Source organism: Streptomyces virginiae, assembly GCF_041432505.1.
In the GTDB taxonomy this organism is placed as follows: domain Bacteria; phylum Actinomycetota; class Actinomycetes; order Streptomycetales; family Streptomycetaceae; genus Streptomyces; species Streptomyces virginiae_A.
This window is the reverse complement of sequence record NZ_CP107871.1, coordinates 2,677,365-2,703,554: the sequence shown is the minus strand read 5'-3', so window position 1 is coordinate 2,703,554 and position 26,190 is coordinate 2,677,365. Positions and strand designations below refer to the sequence as shown.

The window sequence follows — 26,190 nt, the reverse complement described above, 5'->3', positions numbered from 1 at the left end:
AGGGTGCGGGGGCCGGGCGGGAGGCACTGCAGTGGCGACGTCCGCACGCGCGGTAGCCTTCACGCGGCGGCCCCAGGCCGCACACATCCTCGAACCACCCCAGCTGCCGCTGGGAGGTACCCCCAGCCCGGAGGAGCGACCGCGATGGCGGAACACACCAGCTCAAGCATCACGATCGAGGCTCCGCCCGCCGACGTGATGGCCGTGATCGCCGACTTCGCCCGTTACCCCGAGTGGACCGGCGAGGTGAAGGAGGCCGAGGTACTGGCCACCGACGCCCAAGGGCGCGCCGAGAAGGTCCGCCTGCTGCTCGACGCGGGCGCGATCAAGGACGACCACACCCTCGCCTACGCCTGGAAGGGCACCGACGAGGTCAGCTGGACCCTGGACAAGTCCCAGATGCTCCGCCAGCTGGACGGCTCCTACCGCCTGGCCGCCGTCGACGGCGGCAAGCGCACCGAGGTCACCTACCAGCTGACCGTCGACGTCAAGATCCCCATGCTCGGCATGATCAAGCGCAAGGCCGAGAAGGTCATCATCGACCGGGCCCTCGCGGGCCTGAAGAAGCGCGTCGAAACCGTCTGACCCCGAGACCCGCGCACCGGACGGGCCGAGGAACGCGCCGCGCGCCCTCCGGGCCCACCGCCCACGGGCGCGCGGCCCACGGACCACCACCGACCCGGAGCACCCGCACATGCACACCTTGCTGATCACCGGCCCCGGCGGGGCCGGGCGGACCACCGTGGCGGCGGCCACCGCCCTCGCTGCGGCCCGCCACGGGCAGCGGGTGCTGCTGCTCTCCGGCGACATCGGCGACCCGCTCAGCGCCCTGGTCGGCGACCCGGCCGCCCCCGGGCTGCGGGTGGCCCGGGTCGACTCCGGCGAGGAGTTCCGCGAAGAACTCGTCGCCCTCCAACAGCGCGGATCCGCCCTCCTCGGCATGGTCGGAGCCCGGCCACTGGGCGCCGAGGAGATCACCGAACTCCCCGGTGCCGAGCAGTTCGCCCTGCTCCGCGCCTTGCGGCGGGCCGCCGCCGCGCCCGACACCGACCTCGTCGTCGTCGACATGCCACCGCTCCACCAGACCGTGGCCACCCTCGCCCTCCCCGCCCAGCTGCGCCGCTACCTCGCCCGGCTGCTGCCCGCCGAACGGCAGGCCGCCCGCGCCCTGCGGCCCGTACTGGCCCAGCTCGCCGGCGTCCCCATGCCCGCGCAGTGGCTCTACGAGACCGCCGCCCGCTGGGACGAGGAGCTGGCCACCGTCCAGGCCGTCGTCGAGGCCGACACCACCGAGCTGCGGCTGGTCGCCGAGCCCGGCCCGGCCGCCACCGACGCGCTGCGCCTCGGCCGGCTCGGACTCGCCCTCCAGCAGCTGCCCGTCTCCGCCGTCGTCGCCAACCGCATGGCCCCCCAGGACTGCGCCGACCCCTGGCTCGCCGGGCTCGCCGCCCAGCAGGAGAAGTACGCCGCCGAGTGGGCCGCCGAGCTCCCCGTGGTGCCCCTCGCCCACCTCGGCCGCGACCCCCGCGGCCCGCAGGACCTGGAACGGCTCGCCACCGACGCCCTCGTCCCCGAGCCGCCCGCACCCCGCCGGGCCTGGGCCGTCGAGGACCGGCGGGACACGGACGGCGTGCTCGTCTGGGTGGTACCGCTGCCCGGCGCGCACAAGAGCGACCTCGACCTCGTCCGCCGCGGCGACGAACTGCTGCTCACGGCCGGCCCCCACCGCAGGATCGTTCCGCTCCCCGGGGCGCTGCGCCGCTGCACCGTCTCCGGCGCCGCCCTCGCCGACGGGGAGCTCCGCGTCCGCTTCACCCCCGACCCCGGACTGTGGCCCCGCACGCGATGAACCGCGTACCCCCGTTCGGGTACCGTCGAAGGTAGTCCGTACCGCACGCCCAGCAGCAGCCGCAGGAGAGAGTCCGCCATGAGCGAGGCCACCGACCGTCCCACCGAAGACGACGCCTGGGCCGGCGCCTGTGCCGAGGACCTCGCCGCCGAGCAGGAACGCCGGCGCGGACAGGAACAGGCCGGGGCCGGCGGCACCGGAACCGCCGCCGAAGAGCTCTTCAAGCTCTTCGAAGCCGTCGCCGACAAGGTGTCCGGGCTGAACAACCCGCTGTTCGGCGTGGCCGCACAAGGGGCGGTGCGCCAGATCGTCGACCAGGCCAAGACCGCCGCCAAGCCCGTCATCGAGCGCAACCCGGAAGTCTTCGACCACCTCGCGGCCGCCGGCTCCGAACTGCTCGCCGCCTACCGCTCGGCCGTCGAGGGCCACGAGCGCCGCTGGACGCGGGGCGAGACCCCGGCTCCCCGGCAGGCGTCCCACGACCGCGACCCGCGTGACGAAGGGCCCGACGAGGGCCCCTCCGAGCGGATCGATCTCGACTGATCCTCCGGAAGCCTCGGGTACGGTTGGCCGTGGCGGGGTTTGACCGGAAACCGAGGGACTAATGGGACTCACCATCGGCGTCGACATCGGCGGCACGAAGATCGCGGCCGGCGTGGTCGACGAAGAGGGCACGATCCTTGAGACGTACAAGGTGCCCACCCCGCCGACCGCGGACGGAGTGACGGAGGCCATCTGCGCCGCCGTTTCCGAGGTCAGCAGCAACCACACCATCGACGCCGTCGGCATCGGCGCCGCCGGATACGTGGACGACAAGCGCGCGACCGTACTCTTCGCGCCCAACATCAACTGGCGGCACGAGCCGCTCAAGGACAAGGTCGAGCAGCGCATCGGCCTGCCCGTCGTCGTCGAGAACGACGCGAACTGCGCGGCCTGGGGCGAGTACCGCTTCGGCGCCGGCCAGGGCCACGACGACGTCATCTGCATCACGCTCGGCACCGGCCTGGGCGGCGGCATCATCATCGGCAACAAGCTGCGGCGCGGACGCTTCGGCGTCGCAGCCGAGTTCGGGCACATCCGGGTCGTCCCGGACGGCCTGCTGTGCGGCTGCGGCAGCCAGGGCTGCTGGGAGCAGTACGCCTCCGGGCGCGCGCTCGTCCGGTACGCGAAGCAGCGCGCCAACGCCACCCCCGAGAACGCGGTGATCCTGCTCTCCCTCGGCGACGGCACCCCCGAGGGCATCGAGGGCAAGCACATCAGCGAGGCCGCCCGGCAGGGTGACCTGGTGGCCGTCGACGCCTTCCGCGAACTGGCCCGCTGGGCCGGCGCCGGACTGGCCGACCTGGCCTCGCTGTTCGACCCGTCCGCCTTCATCGTCGGCGGCGGCGTCTCGGACGAGGGCGACCTCGTCCTCGACCCGATCCGCAAGTCCTTCAAGCGCTGGCTGGTCGGCGGCGCCTGGCGCCCGCACGCCCAGGTCCTCGCCGCGCAGCTCGGCGGCAAGGCCGGACTCGTCGGCGCGGCCGACCTGGCCCGCCAGGGCTGACCTTTCCCCTGCTTTCCACGCGTACCGCCCGTCGCGCCCCTTGGGGGAGCGGCGGGCGGCTGCGTATCTTGCGGTACATGGACCAGATGCCGCCCTCGCTGCCGAAGTCCCGTACGGAGCCCGACGGTTCTGCCGTGATCCGGGTACTGAGCTACAACATCCGCTCCCTGCGCGACGACGAGGAGGCGCTGGCCCGGGTCATCCGGGCGTGCGAGCCCGACCTCGTCCTCGTCCAGGAGGCCCCCCGGTTCTTCCGGTGGCGCAAACACGCGGCCCGGCTGGCCGCCAAGTGCGACCTGGTCGTGCTGGGCGGGGGCGCGACGGCGGCCGGGCCGCTGCTGCTGTGCTCGCTACGGGTCTTCGTGGAGCGCGCGGAGGACGTGCTGCTGCCGCGCACCCCCGGACTGCACCGCAGGGGCTTCGCCACGGCGGTGGTCCGGATCGGGGGCGTGCGGGTGGGGCTGGCCTCCCTGCACCTGTCGCTCCAGGCGGCGGAGCGCCGGGCCCACGCGGAACTGCTGCTGGAACGGCTGGCCGGCATGGACGTGCCGTACGCGATCGCCGCGGGCGACCTGAACGAGGGCCCGGACGGGCCGGCGTACGGGCGGCTGGCCACCGAGCTCCAGGACTGCCGGGCGGTGGCCCCGTGGGGCGGCGGACCGACCTTCCCGGCGGTGGCGCCGGACCGCCGGATCGACGCCGTGTTCGCCTCGAAGGGGGTGGAGGTGCTGGCCTGCGGTGTCCCCGCGGGCCTGCCGGGCCTCTCGCTCACGGACCTGCGGTCGGCGACGGACCACCTGCCGGTGCTGGCGGCCCTCCGCCTGGCGGCTGCGCCGTAGCTCGGCGGTTCAGGGGGTCCCGGGTGCGGGCCGGTTGCCGGGGGCGCCGCCCCCGGACCCCCGCGTCTCAAACGCCGGCGAGGCTGAACGAGCGCCTCAAACGCCGGCGAGGCCGAGATCGGTCAGACGACCGCGCCGCGGCCCGGGTCGTCGTCGTCATCCTCGTCGTGCTGCATGCGTGCGACCAGCGTCGCGAAGCCGCCCAGGAAGCCGCCGATGCCCAGCGTCGTCAGCCACCAGGTCATCTCCCACTGCAGGAGCACCGCGAGCAGCAGCAGCACCGGGCCGCCGACGACAGCCAGCCACGCGAACTTCGACGTCGTGTCCGCCGGCGGGAGCTCCGGCTCCGGGGGGACGAAGTGACCCTCCTCCGCCGGAGTCAGGTCGTCGTCCTTCGGCTCCGCCGGCGAGTGGTCCCGGGGACCCGCCATGCCCACGCCCGGGGCGAAGACCACGGAGCTGCCCAGCACCGCCGGAGGACCCGCTTCCGCGTCCGGCTTCGGGTCCTGCTTCGGATCGGCCTTCGCATCGGCCTTCGGGTCCGGTCCGGACTCCGGCGGCAACGGCTTGACGTCCTCCTCCGGCAGGAGGAGGTTCTCGATCGGTCTGAACGGCCGGGCCCCCGGCGGGTCCGGCGGCTCCTGCCCGTACCCGGCGACGATCGCCGCCCACGCCGCTTCCTCGTCCAGCGGCGGAACCCCGCCCGACTGCTCCTCGTGCTCAGCCACCGGCCTCCGCCCCCTCCCTGCCCACGCTCTCCGCCAGTCGGCCGATGAACGCATAGCTGTCCGCGAAGATCCGCTCCGCGTCATGGTCCAACGTCGCCACGTGGTAACTCTGTTCCAGCAGGGTCTCGGTGACATCCGTGGAGGAGACCCGGGCCAGCACGCGCGCCGAGTCCACGGGCGGTACGACATGGTCCTGCGGGCTGTGCAGCAGCAGCAACGGCTGCGTCACCTGCGGCAGCTCGGCGTCCACGAGCCGCAGGAACTTCTTCAGCGAGTGCGCGGCATGGGTGGGGACCCGGTCGTAGCCGACCTCCTCCGAGCCCGGCTTCGCGATGTCGCTGGCGATGCCCGGCGTCGACCGGATCAGGTGCTTGGTCACCGGCAGGGTCACGGCCAGCGGGTCGTGCACCTTGTTGGCCGGGTTGACGAGCACGAGGCCACTGATCGCGTCCCCGTGCTTGGCCGCCAGCCGCAGGGACAGCGCCCCGCCCATCGACAGCCCGAAGACGAACACCTGCTCGCACCGGTCCAGCAGTTCCCGCAGGGCGCGGTCCACCTCCGCGTACCAGTCCTGCCAGCCCGTGAGCTGCATGTCCTGCCAGCGCGTCCCGTGCCCGGGGAGCAGCGGCAGCGACACCGTGAGGCCCCGCCCGGCGAGGTACTCGGCCCAGGGGCGCAGGGACTGCGGGGAGCCGGTGAAGCCGTGGCAGAGGAGGACGCCGACCTCTCCGCCCTCGTGGCGGAACGGCTCGGCTCCAGGGAGGACGGGCACCAGGGTCTCCTTGATCACGATGTACGTCGGGTGGGTGCGTTGCTCTGTGTGACTTCACCGTACGCGACCGGGGTGGCACCGGCCAGGGTCGTCGGGCCCCTGCCGGTGTAGGCACGGGATATGGTCTGTTCGACAGACACAGGAAGGCTTTCGAGTTGATCTACGGCGCAATGAAGTTCTCCATCGGCGGTTCACTGAAGCTCGCATTCAGGCCGTGGGTGGAGGGCCTCGAGAACATTCCCGCGGAGGGGCCGGCGATCCTCGCGAGCAACCACCTGTCCTTCTCCGACTCCTTCTTCCTGCCGGCGGTGCTGGACCGGAAGGTCACCTTCATCGCGAAGGCCGAGTACTTCACCTCCCCGGGGGTCAAGGGCAAGCTGACGGCCGCCTTCTTCAAGGGCGTCGGCCAGCTTCCGGTGGACCGCTCCGGCGCCCGCGGGGCCGGCGAGGCCGCGATCCAGAGCGGCATCAAGGTCATCGAGGCCGGAGAGCTGTTCGGTATCTACCCCGAGGGCACGCGTTCACCCGACGGACGGCTCTACCGCGGCAAGCCCGGCGGTCTGGCCCGTGTAGCCCTGGCCACCGGGGCGCCCGTGATCCCCGTGGCGATGATCGACACCGAGAAGATCCAGCCGCCCGGCAAGGTGGTCCCCAAGCTGATGCGTCCGGGGATCCGGATCGGCAAGCCGCTGGACTTCAGCCGCTACCACGGCATGGACAACGACCGCTTCATCCTCCGCTCGGTGACCGACGAGGTCATGTACGAGATCATGAAGCTCTCCGGTCAGGAGTACGTCGACATCTACGCGACGGCGGCCAAGCGCCAGATCGCCGATGCCGAGAAGGCCGAGAAGGCTGCCAAGACGGACAAGGCCGAGAAGGCCGACGACACGTCGCAGTAGCTGCGCGCGGGCGGTACCGCCCGCGAGGGGTGGGGGAGATGGCGAAACGCGAACGCGTCGTACGCATGTCGGTGGAGCAGCCGCTGTGGCGTGCCCTGACCGCGTACCGAGTGCTGACCATGGTGTACGCGGCGCTGCTGTTCGCGGCCGCGTACAAGGAGTTCCCGCGCCCGGGGGTCGCGGTCGGCTACCTCGCGTTCCTCGCCGTCTGGACCCTCGCCACCTCCCGCAAGGTGGCGAACGCCGCGAGCTGCACCAAGGGCTTCCTCGTCGCCGACCTCACCGTCGCGATCGTGGGCATCGTGCTGACCCCGGTCGCCGACACCCAGGCGCGGATCCACGGGGGCGGCAGCACCCTGCCCACCATCTGGACGGCGGGCGCGGTCCTCGCCTTCGCCATCAAGGGCGGCTGGCGCTGGGCCTGCTTCGCCTCCACCTTCGTGGCGGCCGCCAACCTCGCCATCCACACCGGCCAGCCCACCCGGGACACCCTGCACAACGTCCTGCTCGTCTGGGTCGCCTCCGTGGCCATCGGCTACGTGGTCGAGGTCGCCCGGGCCAGTGAGAACACCCTCGCCCGCGCCCTGGAGATCGAGGCCGCCACCCGCGAGCGGGAGCGCCTCGCCCGCGACATCCACGACGGGGTCCTCCAGGTCCTCGCCATGGTCCAGCGGCGCGGCAGCGAGCTGGGCGGCGAGGCGGAGGAGCTCGGCCGGATGGCGGGGGAGCAGGAGGTGGCGCTGCGCACACTGGTCTCCAGCGGCCTGGTGCGGCCCTCCCGGGTCTCCAGCGACGAGTCGCGCGGCGCGCTGGTGGACACGTACGAGGTGGACGAGCCGGGCGCCGACGACGGCGAGCTGGACCTGCGGACGCTCCTCGCCCCGCACGCCGGGTCCCGCGTGAGCTTCGCCGAGCCCGGCACCCCGGTGCCGCTGCCGGTGCCCGCCGCGAAGGAACTGGCCGCGGCGGTCGGCGCCGCCCTGGACAACGTGCGCAAGCACGCCGGGGAAGGGGCGCGGGCCTGGATCCTCGTCGAGGACTGGGGCGACGAGGTGATCGTGACCGTTCGCGACGACGGCCCGGGCATCCCGGCGGGCCGGCTCGACCAGGCGGCGGGCGAGGGCCGGATGGGGGTGGCCCTGTCCATCCGCGGCAGGCTGCGTGATCTCGGCGGCAGCGCCGATCTGGTGTCCGTTCCCGGGCAGGGCACCGAAGTGGAACTGAAGGTACCCAGGGGGAGGACGGACAAGAGATGAGCGAGCGCACCGACGTGAACGACCCGAACAGGCCGAACCAGCTGCACGACATAAGGGTGATGGTCGTCGACGACCACCCGATGTGGCGGGACGCGGTCGCCCGCGACCTGGCCGCGGCCGGCTTCGACGTCGTCGCCACCGCCGGCGACGGCCCCGAGGCGGTCCGCCGGGCCCACGCCGTCACGCCCGACGTGCTGGTCCTCGACCTCAACCTGCCGGGCATGCCGGGCGTACAGGTCTGCAAGGAACTGGTCGGCGCCAACCCGGCCCTGCGGGTCCTGGTCCTGTCGGCCAGCGGTGAGCACGCGGACGTCCTGGAAGCGGTGAAGTCCGGCGCGACCGGCTACCTGCTGAAGTCCGCCGGTGCCCAGGAGCTGATCGACGCCGTCCGCCGCACCGCCGCCGGCGACCCGGTCTTCACCCCGGGCCTGGCCGGGCTGGTGCTCGGCGAGTACCGGCGCCTGGCCACCGACCCGCTGCCGGCGACCTCCGACGAGCCCAAGGCCCCGCAACTGACCGACCGCGAGACCGAGGTGCTGCGGCTCGTGGCGAAGGGGCTGTCGTACAAGCAGATCGCCGAACGGCTCGTCATCTCCCACCGCACCGTGCAGAACCACGTCCAGAACACCCTGGGCAAGCTCCAGTTGCACAACCGGGTGGAACTCGTCCGATACGCCATAGAACGCGGACTCGACGACGCGTAGTACCCGCACGAGGGACGTCCGCACCGCCCGTCGATCGTACTTACGAACTCGTACGAGTGAACGGGTGTACACAACGCCTCACGATTCCACCGGAATTGCCCTCTCCAGGCCCCTTGCTGTGACCTGCGTCACCACTAGCGTGACCGTCATGGCGATTGGAGAATCCATGAAGGTCGGAGTGCTGACCGGCGGCGGCGACTGCCCCGGACTCAACGCGGTGATCAGGGCCGTCGTCCGCAAGGGCGACCAGGAGTACGGCTGCGGGTTCGTCGGGTTCAAGGACGGCTGGCGGGGCGCGATCGAGGGGCGGACCGTCCCCCTCGACATCCCCGCCGTCCGCGGCATCCTGCCCCGCGGCGGCACCATCCTCGGCTCCTCGCGCACCAATCCGTTCAAGACGGAGAACGGCGTGCGGGACATCAAGGAGAACCTCGCGAAGTACGAGGTGGACGCGCTCATCGCGATCGGCGGCGAGGACACCCTCGGGGTCGCCGCCCGGCTGTACGAGGAGTACGGCATCCCCTGCGTCGGCGTACCCAAGACCATCGACAACGACCTGTCCGCCACCGACTACACCTTCGGCTTCGACACCGCCGTCGGCATCGCGACCGAGGCCATCGACCGGCTGCACACCACGGCCGAGTCCCACATGCGGGTCCTGGTCGTCGAGGTCATGGGCCGGCACGCCGGCTGGATCGCCCTGCACTCGGGACTCGCCGGCGGCGCCAACGTCATCCTCATCCCCGAGCAGCGCTTCGACGTCGACGAGGTCTGCGCCTGGGTGACCTCCCGGTTCCGGGCGAGCTACGCGCCGATCGTGGTGGTCGCGGAGGGCGCCATGCCCAAGGACGGGGAGATGGTCCTGAAGGACGGCACCCTGGACTCCTTCGGCCACGTCCGACTGTCGGGCGTGGGCGAGTGGCTGGCCAAGGAGATCGAGGCGCGGACCGGCAAGGAGGCCCGGACGACGGTGCTCGGCCACATCCAGCGCGGTGGCACGCCGAGCGCCTTCGACCGATGGCTCGCGACCCGGTTCGGGCTGCACGCCATCGAGGCCGTGCGCGACAGGGACTTCGGGAAGATGGTCGCGCTCAAGGGGACGGACATCGTCCGGGTGCCGATCGCGGAGGCGACCTCGAAGCTGAAGACCGTGGATCCCGCGCTCTACCAGGAGGCCGGGGTCTTCTTCGGCTGAGCGGCGACCCGCCACCATGGGCCGTATGGTGACAAACGGCCCATGGTTCGAGGTGCGGGAGCAAGCGTGGAGATCCTGGCATTCGGTGTGACCGCCGACGAGAAACCGCTCCTGGAGCAGGCCTTCGCGGGCGCGCACGAGGTCCGCTGCCTCGAAGTCTTCCTGGAGGAGGACACCGCGCCGATCGCCGCCGGGTACGAGATCGTCTCCTCCAGCGTGAACGCCGACCTGAGCGGCCGGGTGCTACGGGTCCTCGCGGCGGGCGGGACGAAGATGATCGCCCAGCGGTCCACCGGCTTCAACAACATCGACCTGGACGAGGCACAGCGCCTCGGCATGTCGATCAGCCGGGTCTCCGCCTACTCGCCCCACTCGGTGGCCGAGTTCGCCTGGACCCTCGCCCTGGCCGTGAACCGGCGGATCGTCCGGGCCTCGACCCGGACCCGGGACTTCGACTTCCGGCTGAACGGGCTGATGGGCCGGGACTTCCACGGCCGCACGGTCGGCGTGCTCGGCACCGGAAAGATCGGCGAGGCGTTCACCCGGATCGCGCACGGCTTCGGCATGCGCCTGCTGGGCTGGGACGTGGTGCAGAACCCGGCCTGCTTGGAACTCGGCATGACCTACGTGGACAAGGACGAGCTGCTCGCCTCCTCGGACCTGATCAGCCTGCACGTACCCCTGCTGGAGTCCACCCGCCGCATCCTCGACGCGGACGCGCTCCGCCGGATGCGGGACGACGCGATCCTGATCAACTCCAGCCGCGGCGGACTGATCGACACCGAGGCGCTGGTCGACGAGCTACGGGCCGGCCGCTTCACCGGCGTCGGCCTGGACGTGTACGAGGCGGAGGCCGGCGTCTTCTTCGTGGACAAGTCCCTGGACACCGTCGAGGACGACACCCTGGCCCGGCTGGTCACCTTCCCCAACGTCCTGGTGACCTCCCACCAGGCCTACTACACGACGGACGCGGTCGGCGAGATCATCGCCACCACCGTCGCCAACGTGGCGGACCACCTGGCCGGCCGCCGTTCCGAGAACACCCTCGTCCCGCCGCAGTAGCCTGCCGGCCCCGGGAGTTCACCCGGACTTCGACACCCGGCCATACCAGCGGGCCGGGACGGGCCTTAGATTCGGCCACGTGGACGTCCCTACCGTGTTCCGCTGGATCTTGCCGGCCCTCGCCGCCATCCAGCTCGTGTACGCCCTCCGGGCCCTGCGGCCCGCCCTCCGCGCCGAGCCGGGCCGGCGGGTCGACCCGTGGCTCACCTTCGCCGATCACGCGGTCGGCGCCGCGGTGTCGGCGGCGCTGGCGACCGGCAACCTCACCGCCTTCCTGTGCGCTCTGACCGCGATGGGACCGATCCTGACCTGGCAGCTGGTGCGCCACCTCCGGTCCGGTGGTGGGTCCCCGGGCATCGAGAGCCGGACGGGCTGACCGCCCAGGGGGACCGGCCCGTCCGGCGCGCGGCCCCTCAGGCCGGGGACACCGCCCGGATCCCCGCCAGCAGCTCGCGCAGCAGCTCCGCGCCCCGCAGGGTCAGGACCGACTCCGGATGGAACTGCACCCCCACGAAGCCCCCGGCCCGGGACCGCAGGGCATGCACCTCGCCCGTGGCCGGATCGCGGGCCACCTCCACCTCCTGGCTCGCCAGCCGGCCGGCCAGGACGTCGTCGCAGTGCGCGGTGTAGGTGTTGTAGAAGCCGACCACCTCCTCGGCCCCGAACAGATCGATCCGGGTCTGCGCCCCCTGCGCCGGTTCCGCCTTGCGGATCAGCGGGAGGCCCAGCTCGGCCGCCAGCAGCTCATGGCCCAGACAGACCCCGACCAGGCCGTGCCGATGCCCGGTCAGCAGCTCGGCCGCCAGCGCGCGCAGCATCCGCATCTTGGGGTCCGCCGCATCGGCCGGATCGCCCGGACCGGGGCCCAGGACCACCGGGCCCTCCCAGGCCAGGGCCGCGGCCCGCAGCCCCGGATCGTCGTAGCGGCGTACGGTCACCTCCAGCCCGGCCACCCGTAGCAGGTGGGCCAGCATCGCCGTGAAGGTGTCCTCGCCGTCCACCACCAGCGCGTGCCCGGTCGGGACCGCGGGCCGCTCCTGCATCCGGAGCCAGAACGGCGCCAGGTCCCGGCGGCGAGCCGCGAGGGCCGCCCGCACCCGCGGATCGTCCCCCGGCCGGTCCCCCTCGACGGACGCCGGGCGCGGCGCGGCCGGCCGCACCCCGAGCGCCGCCAGCACCCCCGCCGCCTTCGCATGGGTCTCCGCCACCTCGCCCGCTGGATCCGAGTGCCGCACCAGCGTCGCGCCCACCGGCACCCGCACCGCGCCGTCCGCCGCGATGTCGGCGGTGCGGATCAGGATGGGGGAGTCGAGGGTCTGCGCCCCCGTGGCGTCCTGGCCCAGCAGGGCCAACGCGCCCGCGTAGTAGCCGCGCCCGCCCGCCTCGTACCGCTCGATGACGCGGCAGGCGTTCTGCACGGGAGATCCGGTGACCGTCGCCGCGAACATGGTCTCGCGCAGCACCTCCCGCACGTCCAGCGAGGACCGGCCGCGCAGCTCGTACTCGGTGTGCGCGAGGTGGGACATCTCCTTCAGCCGCGGTCCGACGACGACCCCGCCCATGTCGCCGACGGTGCACATCATCTTCAGTTCCTCGTCGACCACCATCGACAGCTCCTCGGTCTCCTTGCGGTCGCCGAGGAAGGCGAGGAGGGAGTCGACCGTCGTCCCCCCGGCCGGATACCGGTACGTGCCGCTGATCGGGTTCATCACGACCGTCCGCCCGGACATCCGTACGTGCACCTCGGGGCTCGCCCCGACGAGGGTCCGCTCCCCGGTGTGCACCACGTACGTCCAGTACGCGCCCCGCTCGCCCTCCAGCAGCCGCCGGAACAGCGCGAGGGCGTCGGCCCGGCCGAAACCGTCGATGCGGCCCTCGTAGGTGCGCCGGATGACGAAGTTCGCGCCCTCGCCGCGGCCGATCTCGTCCTCGACGACCCGCCGGACGGTGGCCGCGTACTCCTCGTCGGGAACGTCGAAACGGCCGCCGTCGACCCGCACCGGGTGGCTCGGCAGTGTGGCCAGCGCCTCGGCGAGCGGGATCTCGTACGCCTCCTCGGCGACCAGCACGCTCAGCGGCGTGCCGTCGTCGCGCACGTCGAAGCCGCGCTCCCGGATCTGCCGGAAGGGGACGAGGGCGAGCGAGGGCAGCTCGCCGACGGGCAGGTCGGCGAGCCGTTCCACCTCGCCGACCTGCCCGATCAGCACCTCGACGGTGTCGTGGTCGCGGCCGGGCGTCCGCCGGCGCAGCAGGGCGAAGGGCGGGCAGGAGGGGTCGAGCAGTCGACTCAAGCGGTCAGGTCGGCTGGGGTTCATGGGGCGGAGCGTCCTTCCGGTGGGAGGAGCGGCCCCTGGGATCCGACAGCGTGGTCGAAAACGCGGAAGGCCGCCCCTCGGGGCGGCCTTCGCGTCGTGCGTGTCGTCAGGTACGCGCGAGAAGTGGGCCGCCGGGAGCGGGCCACCACCAGTTCTGGTTCGAGTGCGCGTACATGCTGGGCACCTTAGCCCAGACCGCCCCCGCGGGGCAGGATCTGTCTCGCGACGTGAGCTGAACCATGGATTCCGTTCCGTCGGATGCCCGTGACCTTTGAGCTGGTTCGTCTCACGTTGTGGGCGGGGGGCCGAACGCGGCGTGTGACGCCGTAATGTGTACGAGGTGACCGTGAACGCTGAAACCCAAGCCCCCGCCGCCAAGGCGACCTGGCGAGACCTTCCCGCGGCGCAGCAGCCTTCGTACCCCGATGCCGAGGCACTGCGCGCTGTCGTCGCGGACCTCGAGTCGTATCCGCCCCTCGTTTTCGCGGGTGAGTGCGACCAGCTGCGCGCCCGTCTGGGAGCCGTCGCCAAGGGCGAGGCGTTCCTGCTCCAGGGCGGCGACTGCGCCGAGGCCTTCGACGGTGTCTCCGCCGACCACATCCGCGCCAAGCTGAAGACGCTGCTCCAGATGAGCGCCGTCCTGACGTACGCGGCCTCCGTACCCGTCGTCAAGGTCGGCCGCATCGCCGGCCAGTACTCCAAGCCGCGCTCCAAGGACACCGAGACCCGCGACGGCGTCACCCTGCCGACCTACCGCGGCGACTCCGTCAACGGCTTCGCCTTCACCGAAGAGGCCCGGATCCCGGACCCCGAGCGGCTGAAGCGCATGTACAACGCCTCCGCCTCGACGCTCAACCTGGTGCGCGCCTTCACCACCGGTGGTTACGCCGACCTGCGCCAGGTGCACGCCTGGAACCAGGACTTCGTGAAGTCCTCCCCGTCCGGGCAGCGCTACGAGCAGCTCGCGCGGGAGATCGACAACGCGCTGAACTTCATGAAGGCCTGTGGCACCGACCCGGCCGAGTTCAAGGCCGTCGAGTTCTACGCCTCCCACGAGGCGCTGCTGCTCGACTACGAGGGCGCGCTGACCCGCACCGACTCGCGCACCGGCAAGCTGTACGACACCTCCGGCCACATGGTCTGGATCGGTGAGCGCACCCGCCAGCTGGACCACGCGCACATCGAGTTCTGCTCGCAGATCGCCAACCCGATCGGCATCAAGCTCGGCCCCACCACCACGGTGGACGAGGCGCTGACGTACATCGACCGCCTGGACCCCGAGCGCGAGCCGGGCCGGCTGACCTTCGTCGTCCGCATGGGCGCCGACAAGGTCCGCGACAAGCTCCCCGAGCTGGTCGAGAAGGTCACGGCCTCCGGCGCGATCGTCGCCTGGGTCACCGACCCGATGCACGGCAACACCTTCGAGGCGGCCTCCGGCCACAAGACGCGCCGTTTCGACGACGTGCTCGACGAGGTCAAGGGCTTCTTCGAGGTCCACAAGGCGCTGGGCACCCACCCGGGCGGCATCCACGTCGAGCTCACCGGTGACGACGTCACCGAGTGCGTGGGCGGCGGCGACGAGATCTTCGTCGACGACCTGCACCAGCGCTACGAGACGGCCTGCGACCCGCGGCTCAACCGCAGCCAGTCCCTGGACCTGGCGTTCCTGGTCGCCGAGATGTACCGCGACCAGTAAGGATCAATCAGTACCTTCGTACGACGATGGGGCGCGGATCGATGTGATCCGCGCCCCATCGTCGTACAGGGGGCTTTTAGGCCACCCTAACTTTGGGTACGGTTAGGTAAGCCTCACCGAAATGGGGATGGCTCGCTGAACCGCAGAACCATTCCGCCCAGGGAGGTGAACCGCGTGTACGTCTGCTCTTGCTTCGGTGTCACCGACAAGCAGGTCAAGGAGCACGCGGCCGCCGGGGCCTGCACCCCGCGCCAGATCGCCTCGGCCACCAAGGCCGGCACCGACTGCGGATCGTGCGTGCGCACCATCCAGGGCATCCTCGGCCGTGGGGCGTGCCCCCGCCGGGAGCTGCTGGAGAAGGGTCAGACGGCTGCCGTGCTCGCCGCGGAGCCGGGTACGACCCGTTCGGCGGAGCTGGCGGAAGCGGCCTAGAGCCGGTTCGGAGCGGCCTGGAACCAGGTCAGCTCGGCTGCTCGATCAGCTGCGAGATGTACAGCGGCTCGCCCAAGGACTCGATGAGCTCCAGCTGGGTGTCGAGGTAGTCGATGTGGTGCTCCTCGTCCTCCAGGATCTCCTCGAAGAGCCGGGCCGAGGTGATGTCACCCTTGCCGCGCATGACCTCGATACCCCGCTTGAGCCGGTCGATGGCCTCGACCTCGACCTGGCGGTCCGCCTGGAACATCTCCGTGAGCGTCTGCCCGACGCGCACGTGGAAGAGGCGCTGGTAGTTCGGCAGACCGTCGAGCATCAGAATGCGCTCGGTGATCTTGTCCGCGTGCTTCATCTCGTCGATGGACTCTTCACGCGTGTACTTGGCGAGCTTGGTCCAGCCCTTGTTGTCCTGGATGCGGTAGTGCAGCCAGTACTGGTTGATGGCCGTCAGCTCGCCGGTCAGCTGCTCGTTCAGAAACTCAAGGACCTCGGGGTCGCCCTGCATCGCAGAGGCTCCTTCCAGGCAATGTCAGCTATGTGACGGGGCAGTTGCGCGCATCCTTGCACCGCCACCGGTGACCGTCCAGTAAGTGCCTCCTTAGTGGGAGTTACCGTGACTTGCCCGAATCGGCCCAGACCTGGTCATGACCACCCTGCCCAGTCTGTCACCATGGAGTCATGGGTCAGCCGGAAAGCCGGGAATCTCCGGGAGCAGAGCAGCTGGAGCTTCCACCGGGGCAGCGGCTGCAGAGGGGCTGGCCGGTCACCCACTACGGGCCCGTACCCAAGTTCAAGCCGGACCGCTGGGAGTTCCGCGTCTTCGGCGCGACGGCCGACGGGGACAAGCACTGCTGGAACCACGAGGAGTTCACGGCCCTGCCGTTCGACTCCGTCGTGGCCGATCTGCACTGCGTCACGAAGTTCAGCATGCAGGGCGCCGAATGGGGCGGTGTGCTCGCCCGCGAGGTCCTCGCCCTGGCGCCCCCCGCACCCCAGGTCACGCACGTGATGGTGTGGGCCGAGTACGGCTTCAGCTCGAACCTGCGGCTGGCCGACTTCGCCTCCGACCGCACCGTCTTCGCCACCCACCAGGGCGGTGAACTGCTCACCGCCGAGCACGGGTTCCCGGTACGGCTGGTGGTCCCGCACCTGTACGCCTGGAAGGGCCCCAAGTGGGTCCGCGGCATCGAGTACATGACCGCCGACCGCCGCGGCTTCTGGGAGGAGCGCGGCTACCACAACATCGGCGACCCGTGGCGCGAGCAGCGCTACTCGTACCAGGAGGAGCCCGGGGAGGGCCCCGAACTGTAGGGGGCGGAGCGGCGCCCCCGCGCCCGGCGGCGCTCGCTCAGTGGTGGTACCGGTGCACGACCGCGTGACCCTTGCCGCGGCCGATCATCCACTTGTTGACCGGGGTCGTGATCACGAACGCGGCCGCCAGCGCGATCGCCAGGACGATCCAGAACAGCGGCTCCGACAGGTGCGCGTCCATCGCGCCCGGCCACAGGGCGATCACCCCGTTGTCGATCAACTCCATGACGGCGATCGAAAGAGTGTCCGCGGCCAGCGCCACCCGGATGGCCGTACGGAGGTCGACGCCGGCGGCGAGGACCCCGCGCAGGGTGAGGGCGTAGCCGAAGAAGAACGCGAGGACGATCGCCAGGATCATCGTCTGCACGTTCCCCCAGCCGAGCGCGGTGCCGATGATCATGCCGAGCACCTCGCCGATGGCGCATCCGGTGAGGCAGTGCAGGGTCGCCCGGGCGGCCGTGCCCCAACTGACGGAGCCGCCGACACCGTGCGCGTGCTCGTGGTGGTTCTCGTGGCCTTCGTGGCCCTCATGTCCTGCGTGGCTCTCGTGCATGTGCTCCATGACAACAACCCCTCGTGGGATCGCCGGGTAGCGGCCCCGTCGACATGTCGGAACCGTATACCCCCCTGGGGTATTCCCTCAAGGGGTCGGTGGATCACTGCCAGCCGCGCAGCTCCTTCAGCAGCGCCACGTCCGCCGCATGCCCTTCCTTGCCGCCGGGCGTCTCGGTGATCAGCGGTACGCCGTCCATCGCGGGGTGCGAGATCAGCTCGGCGAAGGCCTCCCGGCCGATGTGACCCTGGCCGATGTTGGCGTGCCGATCCTTGTGGGCGCCGACGCCCTCCTTGGAGTCGTTCGCGTGGACCAGCTTCAACCGGCCCTCGCCCACCGTGTCCACGAGCAGGTCCAACATCACCTTCGACCCGCCCGGCTCCGCCAGATCGTGGCCGGCCGCGAAGATGTGGCAGGTGTCCAGGCAGATCCCCAGCTTCGGGTGATGGTCGAGCGCCTCGAAATACGGGCCGAAGTCCTCGGCGAGCGAGCACAGCGAGAAGCCCTGCCCGGCCGTGGACTCCAGCAGCAGGAACGGGTCGTCGTCATGCGTCAGCTCGTCCAGCAGCGGCAGCATGTACTCCCTGACCTGCGCGTACGCCACCTCACGCGGGCGACCCCCGGTCGCCGACCCGGTGTGCACGACCACCCCGAGCGCGCCGATCTCCCGGCCGCGGCGCAGCGAGTGGCGCAGCGACTCCACCGACTTCTCCACGGTCGCCTCGGTGTGCGAGCCGAAGTTGATCAGGTACGGGGCGTGCACGTACGCCGGGATCGACCCGGCCGCGCACTCCGCCCGGAACCGTTCGTCCTGCGCCGGATTGCCGACCGGAGTGGCCCAGCCGCGCGGATTGGCGACGAAGACCTGGACGGCCTCCGCCCCCATCTCCCGGGCGTAGGTCAGGCCGACCGAGGCGAGCCCCCCGGCCACGGGGACGTGCCCGCCCACTGGATTGCGCATCACTACGGCTTACAGCCCCTTGGTCTTGATCGTGATCGTGCTGCCCTCGGGGGCGTTCTGCCCGGCCGGCACCGACTGGGTGTCGATCGTGTTGCTGAAGGAGATCAGCGGCCGATCGACCTTCACCTTGAAGCCCGCCGCCTCCAGCGCCTTGCGGGCGGCGTCCAGGTCCTGACCGGTCACGTTCGGGACCGGAACCTGCCGAGGGCCCTTGGACACGGTCAGCGTGACCGTGTCCCCGGCCGCGGCCTGCGTACCGGCGCCGATCGACTGGTTGGCGACCGTACCGGCCGCGAAGGGGGCGTTGACCTGCTCGGGAGCCGTCGCGACCTTGAGGCCCTGGGCCTCCAGGGCCGCCGTCGCCTGGTCGACGGGCAGTCCGGTCACGCTCGGGACCGGCACCGGGCGGCCCTTGCTGACGACGAGCGAGACCGCCGTGTCGGGTGCCCGCTTCTCGCCGCCCGTCGGATTCGTGCTGATCACCGAACCCTGGGCGATGTCCTGGCTGAAGGCCTGCGTCACCATGCCGGGCGCCAGCCCGGACCGCGTCAGCTCGGCCTTCGCCTCCTCCAGCGGCCGGCCCTTCAGGTTGGGCACGGCCACGACCTCGGGACCACGGGAGATGGTGATGGTCACCGCGCCGTTGCCGCGGATCCGCCGACCGCCCGGGGGATCGGTGTTCATCACCGTCCCACGGTCGAAGGCGTCACTGAACTTCCGGTCCACCCCCTTCACCCCGAGCCCGGCCGAGGACAGCTGGGCGCGGGCCTGCGCCTCGGTCTTGCCGAGCAGGTTGGGGACCTTCGTGAACTGCCCGGAGTTGATGTACCAGACGCCGGCCCCGAGCCCGAGCGCGAGCAGCACGCCCGCGACGACGAGCAGCACCCCACGCGGGGGCCGCCGCCGCGCGGTGTCCCCGGCGGGGCGGTGCGAGGGCGGGGCGGGCGGGGCGGACGGCATCTCCAGGCGGGAGGTGTGCTGCACGGGCTGCTGCGCGACCACCGGGCGCGGGATCACCCCCGTACGGTCCTCGGCGGACGAGCGCTCCTCGGCGTGCGCCTGCGGCGGTACGGCGTCCAGCTCGGCGTCGCTGAGCTGCGCGCGGGCCTCACGGGCGAGGCCGAGCAGGGCGGCCGCGTCGTAGGGACGCAGATCGGGATTGCGGGCGGCGGCCTGCGCGACCAGCTCGTCGAGCCCGACGGCGAGCCCCGGGACCACGGCCGACGGGGGCGGGACGTCCTCGTGCAGGTGCTGGTAGAGCACCTGCGCGGCGGTTCCGCCGAGGTGGGGCTTGGAGCCGGTGAGCATCTCGTACAGGACGACACCGCAGGCGTAGACGTCCACGCGGGTGTCGGTGACGCCGTTCTCGATCTGCTCGGGGGCCAGGTAGGAGACCGTCCCGAGGAGGGAGCCCGTGGTGTTGGTCACCGAGTCGACCGATCGGACCAGCCCGAAGTCGGCCACCTTCACCCGGCCGTCGTCCCCGATCAGCACGTTCTCGGGCTTCATGTCGCGGTGGACGAAGCCGGCCCGATGGGCGGCGCCGAGGGCGGCGAGCACCGGTTCGAGGATGTCGAGGGCGGCCCGGGGCTGGAGCGCGCCGCGCTCGCGGAGCACGTCGCGCAGGGTGCAGCCGGAGACGTACTCCATGGCCAGGTACACGTACGGACCGTCCGTGCCCTGGTCGAAGACGGCGACCACGTTCGGGTGCGCGAGCCGGGCCACGGACTTCGCCTCGCGGATGAACCGGTCGACGAAGGCGGCGTCGGCGGCGAGCGCCGGGTGCATCACCTTCAGGGCGAGGATCCGGTCGAGGCGGGTGTCGACGGCCCGGTAGACCGTGGCCATGCCGCCGGCCGCGATGCGGGCGTCGATGCGGTAGCGGCCGTCGAGCACGCGCCCGACGAGGGGGTCATCCAGGGTCGTATCCACCCGGCGATTCTACGAGCCGCCACCCGACCCCCGTCCTGGGCGGGTCGCCTTGCAGCGCACCTGTGACGCGGGGGCTCCGGTGAGCGGGGCCGGTGGCTTCGGCAAGCGGGAGCCACTCGGGCGGTATCAGGCGGGTGGGGCGGGGGCGGGGACGGCGGCTCCCGCTCGACCAGGGTCGGCCGGTGGGGGGCTCCCGCTCCCCGAAGCCCCCCGCCCCGCGTTCTCAGAACGCCGGGCGTTCCGGGTCCAGGGTGGCGCGGCCCTGTGTGGGGGAGGAGGGTTCCGCGAAGCGGCGTTGGGGGATGCGGCCCGCGCGGAAGGCGAGGCGGCCCGCCGAGACGGCGTCCCGCATGGCCGACGCCATGAGGACCGGTTCCTGTGCGCGGGTCACCGCCGAGGCCAGCATCACCGCCGCGCAGCCCAGTTCCATCGCCAGGGCCGCGTCGGACGCCGTGCCCGCGCCCGCGTCCAGGATGACCGGGACCGACGCGCGTTCCGTGATCAGCTCGAAGTTGTGCGGGTTGCGGATGCCCATGCCGGATCCGATGGGGGATCCGAGCGGCATGATCGCCGCGCAGCCCACGTCCTCCAGCTTCCGCGCGAGCACCGGGTCGTCGTTGGTGTACGGGAGCACCGTGAAGCCCTCGTCGACGAGGATCTCGGCGGCGTCCAGCAGCTCGACGCCGTCGGGCAGGAGGGTCCGTTCGTCCGCGACCACCTCCAGCTTGATCCAGTCCGTGCCGAGCGCCTCCCGGGCCAGCCGGGCCGTGAGGACGGCCTCGCCCGCCGTGAAGCAGCCCGCCGTGTTGGGGAGGACCGAGATGCCGAGCTTGGTCAGCACGGACAGGACGGAGCCCTGGACCGTGGGGTCCAGCCGCCGCATCGCGACCGTGGTGAGTTCGGTGCCGGAGGCGACGAGGGCGCGTTCCAGGATGTCCAGGCTCGGGGCCCCGCCCGTGCCCATGATCAGGCGGGAGGTGAAGGTCCGGCCGCCGAGGGTGAAGAGGTCGTCCGCCATGTCGGTCAGCCCCCCTGTACCGCGGTGAGGATCTCGACCCGGTCGCCTTCGCCGACGACGGTGGCGGGCCACTGCCCGCGCGGGACCACGGTCTCGTTGAGTGCGGCGGCGACGCCGGAGGGGGCGGTGGTCAGGGTGGCGACCACCGTGTCGAGGGTGGCGCCGGTCGCGACCTCGCGCGGTTCGCCGTTCACGGAGATGGTCATGCGTACGACTCCTGACGTTCGGCGGAGAACCGGCGGGGGGTGAAGGGGCGCGCGATCTCCGGTAGTTCGCCGGTGGCCAGCAGCTCGGCGAGGACCTCGCCGGTGAGCGGGGTCAGCAGCACCCCGTTGCGGTAGTGCCCGGTGGCCAGGTGCAGGCCCGGCAGGTCGGTCGGGCCAAGCAGCGGGGCGTTGTCGGGGGACCCGGGGCGCAGTCCCGCCCGGGTCTCGGTGAGCGGGAGTTCGGTGATGCCGGGGACCAGTTCGTGGGCGTCGCGCAGGAGTTCGTAGACCCCGCCCGCGGTGACGGTGGTGTCCCAGCCGAGTTCCTCGCTGGTGGCGCCGACGACGAGTTCGCCGTTCTCGCGCGGCACCAGGTAGACGTGGCTGCCGCGGACGACGGCCCGTACGGTCCGCGACAGGAACGGCGCGTAGGCGGCCGGCACCGTGAGCCGCAGGACCTGGCCCTTGACCGGCCGTACGGGGGCCACGACCTCGGGCGGTACGCCGGCCAGCCGGCCTGTGAACGAGCCCGCGGCGAGGACCACCTGGTCGGCGAGCAGCTCCGTACCGTCGTCGAGGAGGGCTCCGGTCGCCCGGTCGGTGGTGGTGAGCAGTCGCTGCGCGGCCGTGCGGTGGATGGTCACGCCGATGCGTTCGCAGGCGGCCAGCAGGGCGGCCGCGAGGCGGCGGGGGTCGACCTGGTGGTCACCGTCGACGCGCAGCCCGCCGCGTACGCCCGGGGCGAGCATGGGCTCCAGGCGGCGGCACTCGCGGCCGGTGAGCCACTCGGACTCCAGGCCGCAGCGGCGCTGCAGGGCGTGCAGTTCGCGCAGGTGGAGGCGGTCGTCGGCGTCGAGGGCGACGGCGAGGGTGCCGCAGGCGCGGTAGCCGATGTCCAGGCCGCCGCTCGCCTCGGCGAGTTCGGCGGCGAACTGCGGATAGCGTGCGGCGGAGGCGAGGCCGAGGCCGAGCAGGGCTTCCTCGCCGTAGTGCAGTTCGGTGACGGGGGCGAGCATGCCGGCTGCGACCTGGGCGGCGCCGCCGCCGGGTGCGGGGTCGGCGAGTACGGTGCGCAGTCCGCGCGCGGCGGCCCGCCAGGCGGTGACCAGGCCGATGATTCCGCCCCCGATGACGAGGACGTCGGATCCCGTGGCGGAACCCTTCCGAGATGAGTGCATGGGCGTCCAGCCCCTCCCTTCGCCGGCATGACCCGGATCAGGTTCGTACGGTCGGAGGCCGGCCAGCCTCCCTCTCAGCCCGGTGCGCCGGACTCCCGCGATAGGTACGGTGGCCAGACTAACCCGGCCGTGGATGGCGGGTAAGGCGGCACCTATTCCTGACGGAGCGTCAGATGATTAGGGTGGCGGCGTGAGCGAGCAGACGGAACAGAATCAGCGCGGCGTCGTGATCGTCGGCGCCGGAATGGCCGGGGTGCAGACCGCCGTGGCCCTGCGCGAGCAGGGCTTCACCGGCCCCGTGACCCTGCTGGGAGCCGAACCCCACCAGCCCTACGACCGCCCCCCGCTGTCCAAGGCGGTACTCCTCGGCAAGGCCGAGGACTCCGCCTTCGACGTGGACTTCGAAGGCCTCGACATCGACCTCAGGCTCGGCGTCGAGGTGACCGGACTGCGCGCCGCCGTCCACGAGCTGGACACCGAGGCGGGACCGGTCCCGTACGGGACGCTCGTCCTGGCGACCGGCGCGCAGCCGCTGACCATCCCCGGCACCGAGGGCGTTCCGGGCGTGCACCTGCTGCGCACGCTGGACGACGCCGCCCGGCTGCGCCCCGTGCTGGCCGCCTCTCCCCGGGCCGTGGTCGTCGGGGCGGGTTGGATCGGCGCCGAGTTCGCCACCGCCGCCCGGGAGGCGGGCTGCGAGGTCACCGTGGTCGAGGCGGCGGAGCGGGTCCTGGCGGGGGCGCTGCCCGCCGAGGTCACCGAGCCGATGGCGCGCTGGTACCAGGAGGCGGGCGCGGAGCTGATCACCGGGGTGAAGGTGGCCGGGATCGAGGAGGGGCGGGTGCTGCTGGCGGACGGCCGGGCCCTGCCCGCCGGCGCGGTGGTGGTGGGTATCGGCGCCCGCCCCGCCACCGGATGGCTGGACGGGACCGGTGTGGAGCGCGGCCCGGACGGATCGGTCACCGCGGACGCGTACCTGCGGACCTCGCTGCCCGGGGTGTACGCGGTCGGCGACTGCGCCTCCTTCCCCTCGGGGCGGTACGGGACGCGGCTGCTCGTGCACCACTGGGACAACGCCCTGCAGGGGCCCCGGGCGGTCGCGGCGAACATCCTGGCCGGGGGGCCGGCCCAGGTCTACGACCCGGTGCCGTACTTCTGGTCGGAGCAGTTCGGCCGCTTCGTCCAATACGCCGGGCACCACGGCGGGGCCGACACCCTGCTCCTGCGCGGGGACCCGGCCGGTCCCACCTGGTCGGCGTGCTGGCTGCGCGACGGCGCGCTGGTCGCCGTCCTGGCGGTGGGCCGTCCGCGTGATCTGGCCCAGGGCCGCCGCCTGATCGAGACGGCGGCGGCCGTCGACCCCGCCAAGGTCTCCGACCCCGGGACCCCGCTGAAGTCGGCCACGACCTGACGGCCCGGGCGGGGTGCGGATGCCGCTGCGCGGAGCCCGTCCCCGCCCCGCCCTTCCTCCGTTTCCCGGGCTCTGCCCGGACCCGGTCCTGGCGGAGCCCCCGTACGGTCGCGACCCGGACGGGGTCGCTCAGGTACCGGCGGCGGATCCGAGATGGCAGGCTTGTGCCTGTGACCGAGATTGACGCAAAGATCGATGCCCTTGTCCCCTCATGGCTGTACCTCCCCGACATCGCGGAGATGCTGAACATCGAGGTGACCCGGGTCCGCCAGATGGTCAAGGAAGGGCAGCTCATCGCCGTCCGCCGGGGCGAGAACCGCTCCCTGCAGGTGCCGGCCCCCTTCATCGACGGTGACAAGGTCGTCAAGGGCCTCGTCGGTCTGCTGACCGTGCTGCGCGACGACCGCTTCACCGAGGAGGAGATCCTGGAATGGCTCTTCACCGCGGATCCGACCCTGCCCGGCACCCCCGTGCAGGCGCTGAGCGAGAATCGCGGCACGGAGGTGAAGCGCCGCGCTCAGGCGCTCGCCCTCTGACCTGATCGCATTCGCTCCACAGCGGTGTACGGACCGGGCCCGCGGCCGCGGCCCCGGTCCGTACACCGCATCCACCACGGGGGGTACACCCATGCAGCTGTCCGACGCCCGGCTCTACCTCTGCACGGACGCCCGCAAGCGCCAGGGTGACCTCCCCGAGTTCCTCGACGCCGTGCTCTCCTCGGGCGTGGACATCGTCCAGCTCCGCGACAAGGGCATGGAGGCGGGGGAGGAGCTCGAACACCTCCAGGTCTTCGCCGAGGCCGCCCGCCGCCACGGCAAGCTCCTCGCCGTGAACGACCGCGCCGACGTCGCCCACGCCATCGGCTCCGACGTCCTGCACCTCGGCCAGGGCGACATCCCCGTCCCCGCCGCCCGCGCCATCCTCGACCGGCGGGTCCTGATCGGCCGGTCCTGCCACGCCGAGGACGAGGTCGACGCGGCCGTCGCCGAAGCCGGCGTGGACTACTTCTGCACCGGCCCCTGCTGGCCCACCCCCACCAAGCCCGGCCGCCACGCCCCGGGCCTGGACCTCGTCCGGTACGCGGCCTCCCTGGAGACGGACCGCCCCTGGTTCGCCATCGGCGGCATCGACGGATCGAACCTCGACGAGGTACTGGACGCCGGCGCCACCCGCATCGTGGTCGTCCGCGCCCTCACCGAGGCCACCGACCCCGGCGCGGCCGCCGCCGAGCTCGCCAAGCGGGTCCGGGCCCGCCTCGGCTGAGCCCCGTCCGCCCGGACGACGGGCGGTCGCGGTCCCCCGTACGGACGCCTTCCGGCCAGAGCGGGCCCCGCAGGTGTCCAAAAACGTGTCCAAAAGGCGGACAAGGCTTCGGTGTCCGCCGGGCCACGTCTAACCTGCCCCCATGGCCTCTGGTACCGCTTCCACCTGGTCGGATCGTGCACACACGGTCCGCGACCTCCTCGCGTCCGGGCGCTCGTACTCCTTCGAGTTCTGGGCCCCGAAGACGGAGAAGGGCGAACGCAACCTTTGGAACGCCCTGCGCCGGGTCGAGGCGGTATCTCCCAGTTTCGTGTCCGTGACCTACGGAGCCGGCGGCTCCACCCGCGGTGGCACCGTCAAGGCCACCCAGGAGATCGCCGCGGACACCACCCTCACGCCCGTCGCGCACCTGACCGCCGTGGACCACTCCATCGCCGAGCTGCGCCACGTCATCGGCCAGTTCGCCGACGCCGGGATCCGCAACATGCTCGCCCTGCGCGGTGACCCGCCGGGCGACCCGATGGCCGAGTGGGTGTCCCACCCCGAGGGCGTGCACTACGCCGCCGACCTGGTGCGGCTGCTCAAGGAGTCCGGGGACTTCTGCGTCGGTGTCGCGGCCTTCCCCGAGATGCACCCCCGATCGACGGACTGGGATACGGACATCCGGCACTTCGTGGACAAGTGCCGTGCCGGCGCCGACTATGCGATCACCCAGATGTTCTTCGATCCCGAGAATTATCTGCGGCTGCGCGACAGCGTCGAGAAGGCGGGCTGCGACACCCCGATCATCCCCGAGGTCATGCCTGTTGTGGGCATCAAGCAGCTCGACCGACTGCCCCAGCTGAGCACCGCGGTCTTCCCCGCGGACGTGAAAGAGCGCATGCTCGCCGTCAAGGACGACCCGGCCGCTGTACGCTCCATTGGCATCGAGTTCGCCACGGAGTTCTGCGCGCGGCTGCTGTCCGAGGGTGTCCCGGGGCTGCACTTCATCACGCTCAACAATTCCACGGCGACTCTCGAAATCTACGAGAACCTGGGCCTGCACCAGCGGGCCTGAGCGG

General features: G+C 71.9%; 28 protein-coding genes and 1 riboswitch. Of the genes, 18 read left to right on the top strand and 10 right to left on the bottom strand.

The window, feature by feature from the left end; translation table 11 throughout:
- Nucleotides 1-144 precede the first annotated feature (144 nt).
- The 5 genes from OG624_RS12680 to OG624_RS12660 all read left to right on the top strand — a co-directional run bounded on the left by OG624_RS12680 (nt 145) and on the right by OG624_RS12660 (nt 4,234).
- Complete coding sequence (locus OG624_RS12680; protein WP_033221846.1) at nt 145-585, top strand: SRPBCC family protein; 441 nt, start codon at nt 145-147, stop codon at nt 583-585.
- A 109-nt stretch (nt 586-694) separates the two neighbouring features.
- A complete protein-coding gene (locus OG624_RS12675) occupies nt 695-1,849 on the top strand; it encodes an ArsA family ATPase (RefSeq protein ID WP_266357827.1) in 1,155 nt (384 codons plus the stop codon).
- 78 nt (nt 1,850-1,927) lie between these two features.
- Nucleotides 1,928-2,392: a DUF5304 domain-containing protein gene (locus OG624_RS12670; protein ID WP_033221842.1), complete on the top strand. Its 465-nt coding sequence runs from the start codon at nt 1,928-1,930 to the stop codon at nt 2,390-2,392.
- A 61-nt stretch (nt 2,393-2,453) separates the two neighbouring features.
- Nucleotides 2,454-3,395 carry an ROK family glucokinase gene (locus OG624_RS12665; RefSeq protein WP_033221840.1) on the top strand — a complete coding sequence of 314 codons (942 nt, stop codon included), beginning with the start codon at nt 2,454-2,456 and terminating at the stop codon, nt 3,393-3,395.
- A gap of 77 nt (nt 3,396-3,472) precedes the next feature.
- Nucleotides 3,473-4,234 carry an endonuclease/exonuclease/phosphatase family protein gene (locus tag OG624_RS12660; protein ID WP_033221838.1) on the top strand — a complete coding sequence of 254 codons (762 nt, stop codon included), beginning with the start codon at nt 3,473-3,475 and terminating at the stop codon, nt 4,232-4,234.
- Nucleotides 4,235-4,356: 122 nt separating this feature from the next.
- Here the strand turns inward: OG624_RS12660 and OG624_RS12655 are convergent, their stop codons facing one another.
- Nucleotides 4,357-4,962, bottom strand: coding sequence for a hypothetical protein (locus OG624_RS12655; protein WP_371587630.1), 606 nt, complete (start codon nt 4,960-4,962; stop codon nt 4,357-4,359).
- Nucleotides 4,955-5,734 (bottom strand): alpha/beta hydrolase, encoded by a 780-nt coding sequence (locus tag OG624_RS12650; RefSeq protein WP_030731208.1) that lies wholly within the window; start codon nt 5,732-5,734, stop codon nt 4,955-4,957. The genes OG624_RS12655 and OG624_RS12650 overlap by 8 nt, the downstream gene beginning before the upstream one ends.
- Nucleotides 5,735-5,904: 170 nt before the next feature.
- Between OG624_RS12650 and OG624_RS12645 the strand changes: the two genes are divergently transcribed.
- From OG624_RS12645 to OG624_RS12620, 6 genes are all read left to right on the top strand, one after another.
- Complete coding sequence (locus OG624_RS12645; protein ID WP_161292364.1) at nt 5,905-6,636, top strand: lysophospholipid acyltransferase family protein; 732 nt, start codon at nt 5,905-5,907, stop codon at nt 6,634-6,636.
- Between the two features lie 38 nt (nt 6,637-6,674).
- On the top strand, nt 6,675-7,892 hold the full coding sequence (gene macS, locus OG624_RS12640) for a MacS family sensor histidine kinase (RefSeq protein WP_033221829.1): 1,218 nt from the start codon (nt 6,675-6,677) through the stop codon (nt 7,890-7,892).
- Complete coding sequence (locus OG624_RS12635) at nt 7,889-8,596, top strand: response regulator (protein ID WP_371587629.1); 708 nt, start codon at nt 7,889-7,891, stop codon at nt 8,594-8,596. The genes macS and OG624_RS12635 overlap by 4 nt, the downstream gene beginning before the upstream one ends.
- 166 nt (nt 8,597-8,762) lie before the next feature.
- Nucleotides 8,763-9,791 carry a 6-phosphofructokinase gene (locus OG624_RS12630; protein WP_033221827.1) on the top strand — a complete coding sequence of 343 codons (1,029 nt, stop codon included), beginning with the start codon at nt 8,763-8,765 and terminating at the stop codon, nt 9,789-9,791.
- A 66-nt stretch (nt 9,792-9,857) separates the two neighbouring features.
- Nucleotides 9,858-10,853, top strand: a complete 996-nt coding sequence (locus tag OG624_RS12625; protein ID WP_033221826.1) for a 2-hydroxyacid dehydrogenase — start codon at nt 9,858-9,860, stop codon at nt 10,851-10,853.
- Between the two features lie 79 nt (nt 10,854-10,932).
- Nucleotides 10,933-11,229, top strand: coding sequence for a hypothetical protein (locus tag OG624_RS12620; RefSeq protein WP_158711871.1), 297 nt, complete (start codon nt 10,933-10,935; stop codon nt 11,227-11,229).
- Between the two features lie 37 nt (nt 11,230-11,266).
- On the opposite strand, the gene OG624_RS12615 is transcribed toward OG624_RS12620, so the two are convergent.
- A complete protein-coding gene (locus tag OG624_RS12615; RefSeq protein WP_371639420.1) occupies nt 11,267-13,168 on the bottom strand; it encodes an anthranilate synthase family protein in 1,902 nt (633 codons plus the stop codon).
- A gap of 340 nt (nt 13,169-13,508) precedes the next feature.
- Between OG624_RS12615 and OG624_RS12610 the strand changes: the two genes are divergently transcribed.
- Nucleotides 13,509-14,864: a class II 3-deoxy-7-phosphoheptulonate synthase gene (locus tag OG624_RS12610; protein ID WP_030010523.1), complete on the top strand. Its 1,356-nt coding sequence runs from the start codon at nt 13,509-13,511 to the stop codon at nt 14,862-14,864.
- Nucleotides 14,865-15,029: 165 nt separating this feature from the next.
- A complete protein-coding gene (locus OG624_RS12605) occupies nt 15,030-15,296 on the top strand; it encodes a (2Fe-2S)-binding protein (RefSeq protein ID WP_208869370.1) in 267 nt (88 codons plus the stop codon).
- 28 nt (nt 15,297-15,324) lie between these two features.
- On the opposite strand, the gene bfr is transcribed toward OG624_RS12605, so the two are convergent.
- Nucleotides 15,325-15,801 (bottom strand): bacterioferritin, encoded by a 477-nt coding sequence (gene bfr, locus OG624_RS12600; RefSeq protein ID WP_030731234.1) that lies wholly within the window; start codon nt 15,799-15,801, stop codon nt 15,325-15,327.
- 173 nt (nt 15,802-15,974) lie between these two features.
- Here bfr and OG624_RS12595 point away from each other — a divergent pair, with 173 nt between their 5' ends.
- Nucleotides 15,975-16,607, top strand: coding sequence for a sulfite oxidase-like oxidoreductase (locus OG624_RS12595; protein ID WP_161292339.1), 633 nt, complete (start codon nt 15,975-15,977; stop codon nt 16,605-16,607).
- Between the two features lie 37 nt (nt 16,608-16,644).
- Here OG624_RS12595 and OG624_RS12590 read toward each other — a convergent pair whose 3' ends face one another.
- From OG624_RS12590 to thiO, 6 genes are all read right to left on the bottom strand, one after another.
- A complete protein-coding gene (locus OG624_RS12590; RefSeq protein ID WP_371587628.1) occupies nt 16,645-17,169 on the bottom strand; it encodes a DUF4396 domain-containing protein in 525 nt (174 codons plus the stop codon).
- Between the two features lie 94 nt (nt 17,170-17,263).
- Nucleotides 17,264-18,121 (bottom strand): deoxyribonuclease IV, encoded by an 858-nt coding sequence (locus tag OG624_RS12585; protein WP_371587627.1) that lies wholly within the window; start codon nt 18,119-18,121, stop codon nt 17,264-17,266.
- Nucleotides 18,122-18,130: 9 nt separating this feature from the next.
- Nucleotides 18,131-20,053, bottom strand: coding sequence for a Stk1 family PASTA domain-containing Ser/Thr kinase (pknB, locus tag OG624_RS12580; RefSeq protein ID WP_371587626.1), 1,923 nt, complete (start codon nt 20,051-20,053; stop codon nt 18,131-18,133).
- Nucleotides 20,054-20,276: 223 nt separating this feature from the next.
- Nucleotides 20,277-21,071, bottom strand: a complete 795-nt coding sequence (locus tag OG624_RS12575; RefSeq protein WP_033221809.1) for a thiazole synthase — start codon at nt 21,069-21,071, stop codon at nt 20,277-20,279.
- A 5-nt stretch (nt 21,072-21,076) separates the two neighbouring features.
- A complete protein-coding gene (thiS, locus tag OG624_RS12570) occupies nt 21,077-21,277 on the bottom strand; it encodes a sulfur carrier protein ThiS (RefSeq protein WP_033221807.1) in 201 nt (66 codons plus the stop codon).
- The gene (gene thiO / locus OG624_RS12565; RefSeq protein WP_033221802.1) at nt 21,274-22,455 is read right to left on the bottom strand and encodes a glycine oxidase ThiO; all 1,182 of its coding nucleotides are present in this window, start codon (nt 22,453-22,455) and stop codon (nt 21,274-21,276) included. The genes thiS and thiO overlap by 4 nt, the downstream gene beginning before the upstream one ends.
- Nucleotides 22,453-22,564, bottom strand: a riboswitch (TPP riboswitch). (Overlaps the previous gene by 3 nt.)
- An 81-nt stretch (nt 22,565-22,645) precedes the next feature.
- On the opposite strand from thiO, the gene OG624_RS12560 reads away from it, so the two are divergent.
- The 4 genes from OG624_RS12560 (at nt 22,646) to metF (ending at nt 26,186) form a co-directional block, all read left to right on the top strand.
- Nucleotides 22,646-23,866 carry an NAD(P)/FAD-dependent oxidoreductase gene (locus tag OG624_RS12560; RefSeq protein ID WP_371587625.1) on the top strand — a complete coding sequence of 407 codons (1,221 nt, stop codon included), beginning with the start codon at nt 22,646-22,648 and terminating at the stop codon, nt 23,864-23,866.
- Nucleotides 23,867-24,036: 170 nt separating this feature from the next.
- Complete coding sequence (locus OG624_RS12555; protein WP_033221798.1) at nt 24,037-24,402, top strand: Rv2175c family DNA-binding protein; 366 nt, start codon at nt 24,037-24,039, stop codon at nt 24,400-24,402.
- A 91-nt stretch (nt 24,403-24,493) separates the two neighbouring features.
- On the top strand, nt 24,494-25,129 hold the full coding sequence (gene thiE / locus OG624_RS12550) for a thiamine phosphate synthase (RefSeq protein ID WP_033221797.1): 636 nt from the start codon (nt 24,494-24,496) through the stop codon (nt 25,127-25,129).
- Between the two features lie 142 nt (nt 25,130-25,271).
- Nucleotides 25,272-26,186, top strand: coding sequence for a methylenetetrahydrofolate reductase [NAD(P)H] (gene metF, locus OG624_RS12545; RefSeq protein ID WP_033221795.1), 915 nt, complete (start codon nt 25,272-25,274; stop codon nt 26,184-26,186).
- The last annotated feature ends 4 nt before the right edge of the window (nt 26,187-26,190 follow it).

Coding starts and splice junctions, on each gene's coding strand:
- OG624_RS12680 (WP_033221846.1), top strand. CDS start 145: ATGGCGGAACACACCAGCTCAAGCATCACGATCGAGGCTCCGCCCGCC.
- OG624_RS12675 (WP_266357827.1), top strand. CDS start 695: ATGCACACCTTGCTGATCACCGGCCCCGGCGGGGCCGGGCGGACCACC.
- OG624_RS12670 (WP_033221842.1), top strand. CDS start 1,928: ATGAGCGAGGCCACCGACCGTCCCACCGAAGACGACGCCTGGGCCGGC.
- OG624_RS12665 (WP_033221840.1), top strand. CDS start 2,454: ATGGGACTCACCATCGGCGTCGACATCGGCGGCACGAAGATCGCGGCC.
- OG624_RS12660 (WP_033221838.1), top strand. CDS start 3,473: ATGGACCAGATGCCGCCCTCGCTGCCGAAGTCCCGTACGGAGCCCGAC.
- OG624_RS12645 (WP_161292364.1), top strand. CDS start 5,905: ATGAAGTTCTCCATCGGCGGTTCACTGAAGCTCGCATTCAGGCCGTGG.
- macS (WP_033221829.1), top strand. CDS start 6,675: ATGGCGAAACGCGAACGCGTCGTACGCATGTCGGTGGAGCAGCCGCTG.
- OG624_RS12635 (WP_371587629.1), top strand. CDS start 7,889: ATGAGCGAGCGCACCGACGTGAACGACCCGAACAGGCCGAACCAGCTG.
- OG624_RS12630 (WP_033221827.1), top strand. CDS start 8,763: ATGAAGGTCGGAGTGCTGACCGGCGGCGGCGACTGCCCCGGACTCAAC.
- OG624_RS12615 (WP_371639420.1), bottom strand. CDS start 13,168: ATGAACCCCAGCCGACCTGACCGCTTGAGTCGACTGCTCGACCCCTCC.
- bfr (WP_030731234.1), bottom strand. CDS start 15,801: ATGCAGGGCGACCCCGAGGTCCTTGAGTTTCTGAACGAGCAGCTGACC.
- OG624_RS12595 (WP_161292339.1), top strand. CDS start 15,975: ATGGGTCAGCCGGAAAGCCGGGAATCTCCGGGAGCAGAGCAGCTGGAG.
- OG624_RS12590 (WP_371587628.1), bottom strand. CDS start 17,169: ATGGAGCACATGCACGAGAGCCACGCAGGACATGAGGGCCACGAAGGC.
- OG624_RS12585 (WP_371587627.1), bottom strand. CDS start 18,121: ATGCGCAATCCAGTGGGCGGGCACGTCCCCGTGGCCGGGGGGCTCGCC.
- OG624_RS12575 (WP_033221809.1), bottom strand. CDS start 21,071: ATGGCGGACGACCTCTTCACCCTCGGCGGCCGGACCTTCACCTCCCGC.
- thiS (WP_033221807.1), bottom strand. CDS start 21,277: ATGACCATCTCCGTGAACGGCGAACCGCGCGAGGTCGCGACCGGCGCC.
- thiO (WP_033221802.1), bottom strand. CDS start 22,455: ATGCACTCATCTCGGAAGGGTTCCGCCACGGGATCCGACGTCCTCGTC.
- thiE (WP_033221797.1), top strand. CDS start 24,494: ATGCAGCTGTCCGACGCCCGGCTCTACCTCTGCACGGACGCCCGCAAG.
- metF (WP_033221795.1), top strand. CDS start 25,272: ATGGCCTCTGGTACCGCTTCCACCTGGTCGGATCGTGCACACACGGTC.